Here is a 12696-nt window from a genome sequence, read left to right as displayed (position 1 = left end):
CAGCCGCCTCGGGGGTGGCCGAGCTGGAGACCAGGGTGTCGGAGAGGTGGTGCAGTTCGTCCTGCTGTTCCGCCGCGAGACCGAGGAGTTCGCCGATCACCTGCATCGGCAGCGGGTAGGCGAAGTGCTCGCGCAGGTCGAACTCGCCCTCCAGCGCGGCGATCCCGTCGAGCAGCGCGACGGTCCGGGCCTCGATCGCGGGGGCCAGCGCGGCTGTTCGGCGCGGGGTGAAGGCCTGGCTGACCAGCCCGCGCAGCCGCTTGTGGTCCTCGCCGTCGGCGGTGATCATGCCGGGCACCGTGACGAAGTTGAGCAGCGGCCAGCCGTACGGCAGCCGGCCCTCCCGGAAGAGGGTCCACAGCTGGGGGTTCTTGCCGACCCGGGGGTCGGCCAGCAGCGCCTGGAGGGTGTCGTGGTGGGTTACCGCCCAGACCACCACCCCGCCAGGGAGCTCCACCAGGACGGCCGGGCCGGCTGCCCGGAGCCGGGCGTTCTCGCCGTGCTGGTCGCGTCCGAAGGGGTCGAGCCGGACGGGCTCGGGTCGGACGGGCTCGGGGCGGGGGCCGCGGGGGTCGTCGGCGGTGTCCATGCGGGCCTTTCGGGGGCTGGCGGGCGGGGCGGGGTGAAGGCGCTGTAGAGCACCGGGAGGGCGACCAGGGCCCGTGACCACGGAGACGGACGCCAGGTCAACTCGCCTGCGGGTACGGCAAGTTGGAGGTCGGGAAGGCGGTGCAGCAGGGTCTCGATCGCGGTCTCGACGATGATCCGGGCCGGGTGCTGGGCCGGACAGACGTGCCGGCCCGCGCCCCAGGCGAGGTGGGCCCGGTTGCCGCCGAGCGAGCCCTGGGCGGCCGAGGAGGTGCCCTGGGCGGCCGGGTCGGCGTTGGCCGCGGCCAGGCCGAGCACCAGCATGTCGCCCTTGTTGACGTACTGGCCGCCGAGGACGGTGTCGCCGGTGGCCCAGCGGCCGGGGAAGTTCTGGGTCGGCGGGTCGCGCCAGAGCACCTCCTCCAGCGCGTCGGAGACGGTCAGCCGCCCGCCGGTCAGGGTGGCCCGGAAGCGGCGGTCGGTGAGCAGCAGCCGCAGGGTGTTGCCGATCCAGTTGATGCAGGTCTCGTTGCCAGCGACCATCATCACCACCAGGTGGTGCACCGCCTCCTCGTCGGTCAGCGCGGCCGGGTGGGCGAGCAGCCAGGAGGTGAGGTCGGCGCTGGGGGCGGTGCGGCGCTGCCGGACCAGTTCGACCAGGGTGTTCTGGAACTCCCCGGCGGCGCGCACCGATTCGGGCCCGCTGTCGACGAAGTGGCTGATCAGCTCGATCATCCGGGGTCCGCTGCCGGTGGGCAGGCCGACCAGCTGGGTGGAGACCAGCAGCGGCAGGGCGCGGGCGTACTGGCCGATCAGGTCGGCGGTGCCGTCCGGGCCCCAGCTGTCGATCAGGCCGTTGGCGGCGGCCTCGGTGGTCTCGCGCAGCTGCCGGTGGTCGATCTGGGCCAGGGTGTCCGAGACGGCGGCACGCAGCCGCTGGTGCTCGGCGCCGTCCAGGTTGAGCAGGGTGGGCCGCCAGGCGGTCATCGGCTGCAGCCGGGAGTCGGCGGCCAGCCGGCCCTCGGCGGGCACCCGCCACTGCCGCGAGTCCTTGGAGAACAGCGCCTCGTTGCGTGTGAGTTCGAGCAGTTCGGCGTAGCCGAGGACGAGCCAGGCCTCCACCCCGGGCTCCAGCTCGATCGGCGCGACCGGGCCGTAGCGCTCGCGCAGCCGGGCGTACAGGCCGTGCGGGTCGTCGGCGACGGCCTGCCCGTACAGCGGGGTGAGCGGGACGCCGACCGGCAGCCCGCCACCGGGCGGGGCGCCGTACGGAGCTCCGGTCCCGTACGGACCGCCGGTGCCGTACGGGCCGCCGGCGCCGTGGGGCCCGCCGGTGCCGTGCGCGACCGGGCAGCCGGAGGGCCGCGGGGGCTCGGGGGCGGTCACGGCTGGAGCTCCAGCAGCGAGCTGCGGTGCAGGTGGTCGACGAAGTCGATCAGCAGGTCGTAGGAGGCCCGCCGGTCCCGGGCGTCGCAGTACAGGATCGGCACCTCCGGCAGCAGGTCCAGCGCGGAGCGCAGCTCCTCCTCCGGGTAACTCGGCGTGTCCGGGAAGGTGTTGACGGCCACCGCGAAGGGGATGTGCTGCTCCTCCAGCCGGCCGAGGACGTCGAAGCTCTCGTCCGGCCGGCGCAGGTCGACCATCGCGATGGCGCCGAGCGCGCCGCGCGACAGGTCGTCCCACAGCGGCCAGAAGCGCTGCTGCCCGGGCGTGCCGAACAGGTACAGCGCGAGCCGGGAGTTGAGCGTGATCCGGCCGAAGTCCAGCGCGACCGTGGTGGTGGTCTTGCCGCTGCGCCCGGTGAGGTCGTCCACGCCGCTGCTGGCGGCGGTCATGGTCTCCTCGGTGCGCAGCGGGGTGATCTCGCTGAGCGAGCCGACCAGGGTCGTCTTGCCGACCCCGAACGGGCCGGTGACCAGGATCTTCACCGCGCCCTGCACCGAGGACGGCAGGTACTGCGGTCCGGCCGGCACGTCGGCGGGGGCTTCAGCGGAGTTGGCGGAGGCCAACGAGCACCTCTTCCAGGAGGGTTGTGGGCAGGCGTTCGGCCTGCGGGACGGGCGGGAGCACCTGCACGGCGCCGAGGTCCCAGAGGTCGCCGACCAGCACCTTGACGACGCCGAGCGGCAGCCCCAGGTGGGCCGCCACCTCGGCGACGGACAGCAGGCTGTGGCAGAGCCCGAGGATGCGCCGGTGCTCCCGGTTGAGCAGGACGTGCTCGGGCAGTGCCGGGGGATCTGATAACGCGCTGACCAGGCTCTCGATCGCCAGGTCGGCGCGGGTGGGGCGGCTGCGCCCACCGGTGATGACGTAGGGCCGGACCGGCCCGTTCACCGGTGCCCCCCCGCCGCGTGGTCGACGCGCGGCGGGCTGGTGAGGTGGGTGCCGATCCGCTCGACCAGGACCTGCATCTGGTACGCGACCAGCCCGGCGTCGACCGCCTCGCTGGTCACCACGGCCAGGTGGGCGCCGGCCCCGGCGGCGACGACGAACAGGTAGCCGCCGCCGTACTCGATGATGATCTGGCGGGTGGCGCTGCCGGGGCCGCCGAAGCCCGTCGCGACGCCGCGGGCCAGCGACTGGAGCCCGGAGCAGGCGGCGGCGAGCCGTTCGGCGTCCTCCCGGGCGATGTCGGCGCTGCGGCCGATCTCCAGACCGTCGTTGGAGACGACGACGGCGTGCTGGACCTGCGGGACGGCGATGATGTCGGCGAGCAGCCAGCCGAGATCGGGGGTGGTGGTCATGGAACTCTCCGGGGCGATGGGGAAGTCGGGGGGAGGTCGGGGGAGCGGGACGGGAGCGGGCTCGGTGCGGGCCGGGCCGGCTCAGTGCGGGCCGGGCGGGCCCTGGGCCCGGGTGCGGGCGGCCGACCGGCCGCTGGCCGTCCCGGCCTGGAACATCGCCATGAACGCCTGGGCGTCCCGGGCCGAGCGGTACGGCGGCTCGGGCGCGGGTGGGGGAGCGGCGTGCTGGGCGGGTCGGTTCGCACGGTCGCGCCGGTGGCTCCGGCGGGGCAGCGGCGGAGGGGTGTCGGCCGCCGGGGCCCGGCTGGTGGGCGGGGCCTCCACCAGCGGGTGAACGGCGCCGGGGTGGTCGGGGCCGGCGAGCGGCCGGGGGTCGGGGGTGAACGCCCGGTCGTCCGGCCCGAGTCCGGGCACGGTGGGCGGCAGCGGCTCGGTGAGCAGGGCGTTCGGCAGCAGCAGGACCACGCGCACACCGCCGTACGGGGAGGGCGCCGAGCTGAGGGTGACCCGGAACCCGTAGCTCTCGGCGAGCCGGCCGACGGCGGCCAGCCCCAGCTGGGGCACCTCGCCGAGCCGGGAGACCTCCAGGCTGCTGCCCCCGGCGAGGGCGGCGGCGGCCTTGGCGACGGCCTGTTCCGGCATGCCGACGCCGCCGTCGTCGATCTCGATGACCGCGCCGTTGTGCACCGGCATCAGGGTGACGAACACCTGGGTGCTGGGCGGGGAGTAGCGGGTCGCGTTGTCCAGCAGTTCGGCGATGGCGTGGATCAGCGCCTCGGCGGCCGCGCCGACCACCGCGGTCTCGATCCGGCTGCGGACGACCACCCGCTGGAACGGCAGGATCCGCGACTGGGCGCCGCGCACCACGTCCTCCAGCGACACCGGCTCCGGCCAGTGCCGCCCGGCCCGGGCGCCGCACAGCACGGCCAGGGTCTGGGCCAGCCGGGCCTGTTGGGCGGCGGCGTGGTCGGCCTTGAGCAGGCCCTCCAGCAGCGCCGGGTCGTCGTGGGTGCGCTCCATCTCGTCGAGCAGGGCCTGCTGGTCGTGGGCCATGACCAGGATCCGGCGGGCGACGCTGAGGAAGGCCCGCTGGCTGGAGGCGGTGAGCTCCTGCTCCTGCTGGACGGCGGCCAGGTCGGCGCCCCGGCGGGAGAGTTCGGCGGCCAGCTGCTCCTGGAGCCGGGCGAGCTCGCCCGCCAGCCGGTCGGCCCGGCCGCGCTGGGTGACGGACACGGCGCGGTACCGCGCGGCGGCCACGAGGGCGAGGACGGCGAGCACGCCGGTAGCCGTTGCGCACCACTGAGTCATCGTCACGCCGCGAATTCTAGGGCGATGATCCTACGAAGGTGTGAACGGATCTCGCCATGTGACTGGATCTCGTCAATATCGAGTCAATACGCCGCCGTTCCCGCGTCGTTCGACCGCGATCGCGGGGCCCTGACAAGCCGTCCGATCGTTCGTCCAGGGTCTTTCGACCCCCCTCGATGTGGCGCGTGGTGGCCGGTTCGCGTCCCGTGATGTGTGGGGCCCGTGTGCACGGTGTCGCCGAACCGGCGTCATCAGGTGCAGGAGCGCGCGCCGTCAGGTGCCCGGCCTCGGGTGCCGGGTGCCGGGTGCCGGGTGCCGGGCCTCGGGCCTCGGGCGTCAGGCCTCGGGCGGCATCCGGTGCAGGAGCAGCAGCGCCACGTCGTCCGGCCGGGAGCGGCGCTCGGTCACGTTCAGGGTGAGCAGGTCGGCCAGCCGCTCCAGCGCGGGGGCCGCGCCGATCCGCTCCGGGCCGGTCTGCCGGGCCCACAGCTCCAGCCCGCCGATCATCCGGTGCACCGACTCGTCGTAGTCCTCCTCCCGGTCCTCGACCAGCCCGTCCGTGTAGACCAGCAGGGTCTCGCCGCCCGCCAGCCGGCCGGTGGCCAGCGGGTACGGCTGCCCCGGGTCCACGCCCAGCGGCGGGCCGCCCGGCAGCTCCAGCTCGACGGCCGTGGCGTCGGCGGCGATCCGTACCGGTGCCGGGTGGCCGGCCCGGGCCGCGGTCAGGCTGCCGTCGGCCGGGTCCAGGGTCAGGTAGAGGCAGGTCGCGAACAGCTCGGTGTCCAGCTCGGACAGCAGCCGGCTGGTCCGGGCCAGGGTCGCCGCCGGGTCGTGCCCGTCCGTGGCGTACGCCCGCAGGCCGCTGCGCAGCTGGCCCATCACGGCGGTCGCCTCGGCGTTGTGGCCCTGCACGTCGCCGATGACCAGCCCGATCCGGCCGTCCGGCAGTTTCAGCAGGTCGTACCAGTCGCCGCCGATCTGCATGCCCTCGGTGCTCGGCAGGTAGCGGGCGGCGCTGGCGATCCCCGGCAGCCGGGGCAGGGTGCGCGGGAGCATCGCGCGCTGGAGTTCACCGGCCCGGTGGTGGTGGGTGTCGTACAGCCGGGCCCGCTCCAGGGACTGCGCGAGGATGCCGGCGAAGGTCGAGTACAGGGTGCGGTCCGCGCGGCCGAACGCGCGCTCGGTGGCGAAGGTGATCAGGCAGGAGCCGACCTGCCGGCCGGAGGCGACCAGCGGCAGCACCGCCCAGGCGGCCGGGGCGTCCGGCCGCACCGGTCCGCCACCGGGCTGGCTGAACAGCGGGGCCGAGCGGGCCAGCGAGTGCTGCATCACCTGCTCGGAGAGGTCCGCCAGCCGGGTCAGCTCGGCCCGGCGCGGTCCGCCGTACACGGTGTGCGAGACCGGCAGCAGCCGGCCCTCGTCCACCAGGTCCAGCACGATGCTGGCGGCGCCGAGCGCCGGCCGGGCCACGTCGGTGACGGCGGCGGTGACGTCCCGGACGGTCACCGCCCGGGACAGCGCCCGGGTCAGCGACAGCAGCAGCGCCGTCCGGGCCCCGGCCGGGTCGTGCGGCGGCTCGGCGTCCCGCGCCCGGCGGTGCTCCACGTCGGCGATCAGCCCGGCCATGCGCACCGGGCGGCCGTGCACGTCCAGCATCACCTCGCCGGACTCCTCGACCCGCGCGACCTTCCCGCCCCGGCGCAGCATCCGGTAGCCGATCCGGTAGCGGCCCCCGCTCGCCAGCGCCTCCGCCAGGGCCGCCTGGACGTCCGGCAGGTCCTCGGGGTGGACGATCCGCTCCAGCTCCGGGGCGGTCCCGTCCGGGTCGACGGGCCGGCCGGCCACCGCGAAGGCGGCCGCGTCCCAGTAGCTCTCCCCGGTGACCAGGTCGCGCTCGAAGGCGCCGTGCCCGGCGGCCCGCACCGCGAGCGACAGCAGCGGGTGGGCCAGGGCGGCGTCCGGGGCGGTCGGGGCGGTCGGGGGCCGCTCCGCGGTGCGGTTTCCGGTGCGGTCGCCGGTGTGGTCGAGGACGTGGTCCAGCAGGTGGTGCAGCCGGTGGGCGCAGGCCCCGGCGATCGTCTCCAGCACGTCCAGGTCGCGCCCCGGGACGGTGCCCCGGTGCGCCAGGGCGAGGGCCAGCACGCCGATCGGCCGCTCGTCCACCACCAGCGGCAGGCTGACCACGGCGACCATCCCGGTGCCCATGCCGGCGTTCCGGTTCGGGTAGTCGACGCTGGTGTGCTCCGGGCTGAGCAGGTACGGGCGGCGCAGCCGCAGCGCCATCGCGGCGGGCAGCTCGCCGGCCGGGTCGACCAGGCCGTAGCGCTCGTGCGCCCAGTCCGGCAGCCCGTGCGAGGCGGTCAGCCGGAGCATCCCGGCGGGGTCCAGCAGGTACAGCGCGGAGCCCTCGCCGGTGATCCAGTTCGGGCCCTCGGCGAGGACGGTGCCGAGCAGCTCGGCGGCGCTGGTGCAGCCGAGCAGCAGGCGCACGCAGCGCATCGGACTACGAACGGGAGAGGACACCAAATCTTCATACCCCATTTCCGTGGTCCGCGGTCGCTCTCAGCCGCCGCACCAGGACCAGGGTCCGGTCGTCCGCGACGTCCTGTGCCACCGCCTCCACCAGCCGGCCCGCCGCCCCCCGGACCGCCTGCCGCTGCGGCGGGTTGGTGCGCACCTCCGGCTCGGCCGCCGCCAACAGCCGGCCCACCCCCTCGTCCAGGTCCCGGCCCGGCACCTCCACCAGGCCGTCGCTGAACAGCAGCAGCGAATCCCCGTACGCCAGCCGCCCCGACGCCCCCGGGTACGGCGCCCCCGGCACCAGCCCCAGCGCCGGACCGCCGTGCTCCGACGGCACCCAGCCCGACCGGCGGCAGAACCGCACGGGCGGCGGATGGCCCGCGTTGAACAGGCGGTAGCGGCCCGTCGCCGGGTGCAGCGCCAGGTGCACGGCCGTGGCGAAGTCGTCCTCCCAGCCCATCCGCACCAGGTGGTCGTTGGCCGCCGGCAGGAACGCCTCCGGCGGCACCCGGCCCAGCAGCATCGCGAACGCCCCCGACAGGTGCGTCGACCGGGCCGCCGCCCGACTGCCCTTGCCCGACACGTCCACCAGCACCAGCTCCAGCAGGTCCTCCTCCGGCCGGTGGGCGCACAGCAGGAAGTCCCCGGAGAACGACGTGCCGCCCGCCGGGGCCAGCGCACTGTCGAAGTGCCAGTCCAGCAGCCGCTCCGGCAGCCGGGCCAGGGCCCGGTTGTGCTCCGCCAGCTCCAGCAGCATCGAATCGCCCTGGGTGCCGCGCAGTCCCAGCCGGTCCCGGAACCGGTTCGCGGTCAGCACCGTCGCCCCCGTCGCCGCCACCACCAGCGTCACCCCCAGCCGCACCCCGTGCGGGTCCTGCACCACCGCCCCCAGCAGACCGCCCGCCAGCGCCGCGCACACCAGCACCCGCAACTGCCCGCGCCGCAGCACCAGCCCGCCACCCACCACCGGCAGCACCAGCGCCGACGGCGGCCACCCGTACGGCAACAGGACCGGCAGCACCCCCAGCACCACCGTCACCCCGAGCAGCACCCCCAGCGCCACCCGCCCGGCCCGGACGTCCCCGTCCAGCACCCGGCCGTACCACCGCCGCACCCTCGCTATCAGTGCGGGCACCCGGAACCTCCGCGAAGGCGTGGGCGGTCCCCTGTCATGACCACCAGTCAGCCCGGCCACACTAACCCCTCCCCTCCCACCCCCCTCAGCGCAGTTCCCACTCCCACCCGCCCCCGCCTGCCGCCCCGCAACCCTCCTCCCCCCGAGGTGCCCACTGCTGCGCTCCAGCCGTCTCCACCAAGCCCGTTCCGGCCCCACGCGCACCGGAAGTCGGCCCGCCCGACTTCCGGTGCGCACCTGAGCGCCGGCCGCCGACACTGCTGCGGTTCCTTACGGCGATGCCCTCGCCCCAGCGGCTCGACAACCAGGCAACCCGCTGTCGCCAGAAGTCGGCCCGCCCGACTTCTGGCGCGCCGCTTCTTGCCGCCGCCTCTCGGCTGCCCGTCACCCGGCAAGCCCGCAGCTCCGTGCTCCCTCCGCCGCTTCCTGCGCACAGCCCCCGCCTGTCGGAGAGACCGGCCTCCTCGCCGAGGCGCCCGCCTGATCCTGCCGATCGGTAGAGCCGCGCCCTTCGGCTGCCCCGGTCGTCCCCGCCGGGCTCCTTCTCGACCGGCCTCGCACGAGAAGTCGATGGGGCCGACTTCTGGTGCGCCCACCAATGCCGCAGCGCTTCTCCGCCCCCGAGGCCCGCGGCCGGTCGCCCTGTAGGCCCCTTGCCTACGTGGTGCTGCGCAGGAAGTCGGCCAGTCTCCCCCGGCCGCGCCGGCCCAGCGGGCAACCTCGCCTCGCCAGGAGTCGGCCAGGTCGACTTCCTGTGCGCTTCCCCGGCCCAGCTGGCAGCCTCGCGCCACTGGAAGTCGGCCGGCTCGACTTCCAATGCGTGGCCCAGGCTCTGCCCTGGGGGCTTCTGCGGTGGGGTTCCGTGGGAGCGGCGAGCGCGGGAAGTCGGCCCGCCCGACTTCTGGCGCGCCCGCCGACGCCGCCGTGTTCCCCTGTGGCCCGAGGCGCGCGTGGCCGTTCGCCTGGTAGGCCCCTGCCTACGTGGTGTTGCGCAGGAAGTCGGCCAGGTCGACTTCCTGCGCACTACTCCGGCCCCGCGGGTGGTCGATGGGCTGGCGGCCGTTGCCCGCTCAGGTCGACCGATCAGCAGCCCGCGCCACTGGAAGTCGGCCGGGCCGACTTCCTGCGCGCGGTCCGGGCTCCGCTCCGGTGGGCTTCTGCGGTGCGGTTTCGCGGGGTTGCGGTCGCGAGAAGTCGGCCAACCGGCAGCCCCGCCGCACCAGAAGTCGGCCGGGCCGACTTCCTGCGCTGCTCAGGTGCTGTGCGGGTGGGGGTGGGCGGCCCGGGGTGGTCAGGCGGGGGTGGCGGTGCCGGGCCAGGTGTGGAGGGCGGTGGTGAGGGTGGTGATGAGGCGGTCGTGGGTGGTGGTGAGGTCCTCGGCGAGTTGGAAGGCGCCGGCGATGGAGAGGGAGGCGAAGCCGTGGGCGAGGGAGCGGACGGTGCGGGCGGCGTGGATGGCTTCGGGGCCGTCGAGGCCGTAGCCGCGGAGGACGGCGATGATGACGCCGACGAGCCGGGTGGCGGCGCGGGTGAGGTCGTCGTCGGGCTGGGGTGCCTGGGGGAGGGCGGCGTAGCGGTGGGGGTGCGCGGTGGCGTAGGCCTGGTAGGCGCGTAGGACGGCGGTGACGGCGTCGTCCCCGCTGCGGCCGACGGCGGCGTCCGCGAGCCGGTCGGCGAGCTCCTCGGTGACCCGGACGGCGATGAGGCGCCGTAGTTCGCCGAGTCCGCCGCTGACGTGCTTGTACAGCGAGGGGGTGGCGACGCCGGCCCGGGTGGCGACGGAGGCGAGGGTGAGGGCTTCACCGCCCTGGTCGTCGATGAGGGCGAGGGCGTGGTCGACGACCTGGTCGGGGGTCAGTCCTACGCGGGGCATGGCTTCGTTTCTCCGTACGGGCGGGGGTTCAGGCGAGTTCGGCGAGGAAGGGCAGCAGGGCGTCGGCGACGGCCTGCGGGTTGTCGGCCATCGGGTAGTGCCCGGACCCTTCGATCATCACCTTGCGGGCGCCGAGCTTCTCGGCCTGGAGGTCGGCGACGGCCTCGGGCTTCGGGAAGTCGGGGTCCTTGCTGCCCATGAGGACGAGGGCCGGGCAGCGGACGGCCGCGCACCAGCCGACGGGTGCGGAGTCGCCGGTGACGTGGCCGCGGGTGGCGGTCCGCCGGCCGGGGGTGCGCAGGGCGGCGACGAGTCCGTCGACGTAGCCGTCGAGGTCGGCGGGGCGGGGGCCGGGGTAGGCCATCTTGCGCAGGTAGAAGCCCCAGACGCCGGGCCACCGGACCATGGCGGCGCCCATGACGACCATGACGCCCTGCATGAGGGCGTTGGCCCGGTGTTCGACGAAGGCGTCGATCAGGGCGATCCCGGCGACCCGCTGAGGTGCGTCGCCGGCGACCTTGACGACCGTCGCCCCGGTGTAGGACTGCCCGACCAGGACGGCCCGTTCGATGCCGAGGTGGTCGAGCAGGGCGAGGACGTCGGTGGCGACGGCGGCGGGGCCGTAGTCGTCCCAGACGATCGAGGAGTCGCCGAAGCCGCGCAGGTCCATGGTGACGACCCGGTGGCCGGCGGCGGTGAGCAGCGGGTGCAGGTGCCGGTAGGCGCGGCGGGAGTCGAGCATTCCGGGGAGGAGGACGACGGGGGTGCCGTCGCCCTGCCGGGTGTCGTCGTAGGCGAGGCGGCCGCCGGGGACGTCGAGGTACTGGGTGCTCGGGGTGCTGGTGCCGTTCATGGTGGCCTCCGCCGACTCGCTCGTTTCTGCCTGTAGCCATAAAGCTAAGGCTAATAGCCTTAGCCGTCAAGCGTCCGGCCGGTACCGGGGGCGCCCTTCCGTTCACGCCCCCTCGATCCGGAAGGGGTCGTGCTCGCTGAGCAGCTTCTCCAGCCGGGCCTGGTCGACCCGGGCGACGGTGTCCGAGGACTCCTGCCGGTCCCGGACCACCTTGGCCAGCGTGAACGAGGAGGTGACGGTGTAGAGGAGGCCGATCCCGAGGAAGGCCCGGGTCCAGCCGCCGACCGGCAGGTAGGCGATCCCGGCGGCGAGGGCGGTGCCGGAGAGGGCGAAGGAGAGGACGGCCTGGACGAAGTACGCGGCCGTGGTCCGTGACTGCATCGGTGTGCTCATGGCGCCAGGATGCGGCGGGGCGGCCGGGTCGCACATGAGTAGGAGTACTCAGATGGACCGGGTGGCTGAGGGGTCGTTCGTTGACGTCCGATCACCTGTTCCCCAGCGGCTCCGAGCGGATGGCTTGGAATCGGAGCGTCCTAGGATTAACGTCTGATAACGCAGCGCGGTCGTCAATGCCGTACCCAGACGGCACCGTGCGCCGTCGCCTAATCCCACCGACCGGCCTCCGGGCAGGTCAGGGAGCCGGGGAACCACGTTCCTTGGGGTGAATCGGCGGGGCTCCGGCCCGGCCGTAGGAGACCTTCCTGCTCCGAACCCGTCAGCTAACCCGGTAGGCGCGAAGGAAGGAAAGGAGCGCGCCTCCGTGGCGTCGACGCACACCCCGGCACACCCGGCCGGCCCCGCAGCCGGTACCCGGCTCCTCGACCACCCCGGCCCGCACGGTGCCGAGCCCCGCGACGGCGGGTCCGCCGGACCGGCCGAGCCGTACGCCCCGGAGGCCGAGGCCAACCGCCACCGGATGCCGCGTCAGACCCGCGGCGCCTCCCCGCTGCTCGGCGTCACCGCCGTCGCCGCCACCCTGGGCGCCACCGGCTTCGCCTCCGCGACCCCGGCCGCCGCGCCCGCCGTCGAGGCCCCGGACGAGACGGTCGCCCTGGCCGCCGACCCCGGCCTCGCGCTCGCCGCCCGGATCCAGCAGCAGGCCGACAGCCAGCGCACCGCCGCCGAGGAGGGCGCCCGGGTCCAGGCCGCCCAGGAGGCCGAGGCCAAGGCCGCCGCCAAGGAGGCGGAGGCCAAGCGCGCCGCCGAGGAGGCCGAGCGGGCCAAGGCCGCCGCCCTCACCCTGCCGGTCAAGGACTACGACCTCTCCGCCCACTACGGCCAGAGCGCCCGCTACTGGGCCCACCTGCACACCGGCCTGGACTTCGCGGCCGACACCGGCACCGCGGTCTACGCCGTCGGCCAGGGCACCGTCACCTCGGCCGGCTGGTCCGGCTCGTACGGCTACCGGATCGTCGAGACCCTGCCCGACGGCACCGAGATCTGGTACTGCCACCTCTCCTCGATCATCAAGGGCTCCGGCAAGGTCACCGCCGGCCAGCAGATCGGCAAGGTCGGCGCGACCGGCAACGTCACCGGCCCGCACCTGCACCTGGAGGTCCGCCCCGGCGGCGGCGCCCCGGTCGACCCGGAGACCTGGCTCCAGCAGCGCGGCCTCACCCCGTAGGACCGACGGACGTGGCAGGGCCCCGGGCGGCGCACGCCCGGGGCCCTGCCA

At 74.9% G+C, this 12696-nt stretch carries 11 protein-coding genes, 1 pseudogene and 1 riboswitch; of the genes and pseudogenes, 1 reads left to right on the top strand and 11 read right to left on the bottom strand.

Annotated features, from left to right (window positions below):
- From ACFXOZ_RS40275 to ACFXOZ_RS40225, 11 genes and pseudogenes are all read right to left on the bottom strand, one after another.
- Positions 1 to 436, bottom strand: a pseudogene (locus ACFXOZ_RS40275) (cytochrome P450); the annotation flags it as partial.
- Positions 421 to 1974, bottom strand: coding sequence for a cytochrome P450 (locus ACFXOZ_RS40270; protein ID WP_380595001.1), 1554 nt, complete (start codon positions 1972 to 1974; stop codon positions 421 to 423). The pseudogene ACFXOZ_RS40275 and the gene ACFXOZ_RS40270, both read right to left, overlap by 16 nt.
- A complete protein-coding gene (locus ACFXOZ_RS40265; RefSeq protein WP_380594999.1) occupies positions 1971 to 2597 on the bottom strand; it encodes an ATP/GTP-binding protein in 627 nt (208 codons plus the stop codon). Before ACFXOZ_RS40265 ends, ACFXOZ_RS40270 begins: the two co-directional genes overlap by 4 nt.
- Positions 2575 to 2922, bottom strand: a complete 348-nt coding sequence (locus ACFXOZ_RS40260; protein ID WP_375892891.1) for a DUF742 domain-containing protein — start codon at positions 2920 to 2922, stop codon at positions 2575 to 2577. The genes ACFXOZ_RS40265 and ACFXOZ_RS40260 overlap by 23 nt, the downstream gene beginning before the upstream one ends.
- Positions 2919 to 3332: a roadblock/LC7 domain-containing protein gene (locus tag ACFXOZ_RS40255; protein WP_375892893.1), complete on the bottom strand. Its 414-nt coding sequence runs from the start codon at positions 3330 to 3332 to the stop codon at positions 2919 to 2921. The genes ACFXOZ_RS40260 and ACFXOZ_RS40255 overlap by 4 nt, the downstream gene beginning before the upstream one ends.
- Before the next feature lie 81 nt (positions 3333 to 3413).
- On the bottom strand, positions 3414 to 4640 hold the full coding sequence (locus tag ACFXOZ_RS40250; protein WP_380530241.1) for a sensor histidine kinase: 1227 nt from the start codon (positions 4638 to 4640) through the stop codon (positions 3414 to 3416).
- Positions 4641 to 4976: 336 nt separating this feature from the next.
- On the bottom strand, positions 4977 to 7139 hold the full coding sequence (locus tag ACFXOZ_RS40245) for a SpoIIE family protein phosphatase (RefSeq protein WP_380594997.1): 2163 nt from the start codon (positions 7137 to 7139) through the stop codon (positions 4977 to 4979).
- Positions 7140 to 7170: 31 nt separating this feature from the next.
- Complete coding sequence (locus ACFXOZ_RS40240; protein ID WP_380530205.1) at positions 7171 to 8295, bottom strand: PP2C family protein-serine/threonine phosphatase; 1125 nt, start codon at positions 8293 to 8295, stop codon at positions 7171 to 7173.
- Between the two features lie 1291 nt (positions 8296 to 9586).
- Positions 9587 to 10168: a TetR/AcrR family transcriptional regulator gene (locus ACFXOZ_RS40235; protein WP_375892899.1), complete on the bottom strand. Its 582-nt coding sequence runs from the start codon at positions 10166 to 10168 to the stop codon at positions 9587 to 9589.
- Between the two features lie 28 nt (positions 10169 to 10196).
- A complete protein-coding gene (locus ACFXOZ_RS40230) occupies positions 10197 to 11021 on the bottom strand; it encodes an alpha/beta fold hydrolase (RefSeq protein ID WP_380408015.1) in 825 nt (274 codons plus the stop codon).
- Between the two features lie 102 nt (positions 11022 to 11123).
- Positions 11124 to 11414, bottom strand: a complete 291-nt coding sequence (locus ACFXOZ_RS40225) for a YiaA/YiaB family inner membrane protein (protein ID WP_380594995.1) — start codon at positions 11412 to 11414, stop codon at positions 11124 to 11126.
- Positions 11415 to 11610: 196 nt separating this feature from the next.
- Positions 11611 to 11769, top strand: a riboswitch (cyclic di-AMP (ydaO/yuaA leader).
- Positions 11770 to 11781: 12 nt separating this feature from the next.
- On the opposite strand from ACFXOZ_RS40225, the gene ACFXOZ_RS40220 reads away from it, so the two are divergent.
- Complete coding sequence (locus tag ACFXOZ_RS40220) at positions 11782 to 12645, top strand: M23 family metallopeptidase (protein WP_380594993.1); 864 nt, start codon at positions 11782 to 11784, stop codon at positions 12643 to 12645.
- Positions 12646 to 12696 lie beyond the last annotated feature (51 nt).

Source organism: Kitasatospora sp. NPDC059160, from assembly GCF_042755465.1.
Classification (GTDB): Bacteria; Actinomycetota; Actinomycetes; order Streptomycetales; family Streptomycetaceae; genus Kitasatospora.
This window is presented reverse-complemented; position numbering and strand designations above follow the sequence as displayed.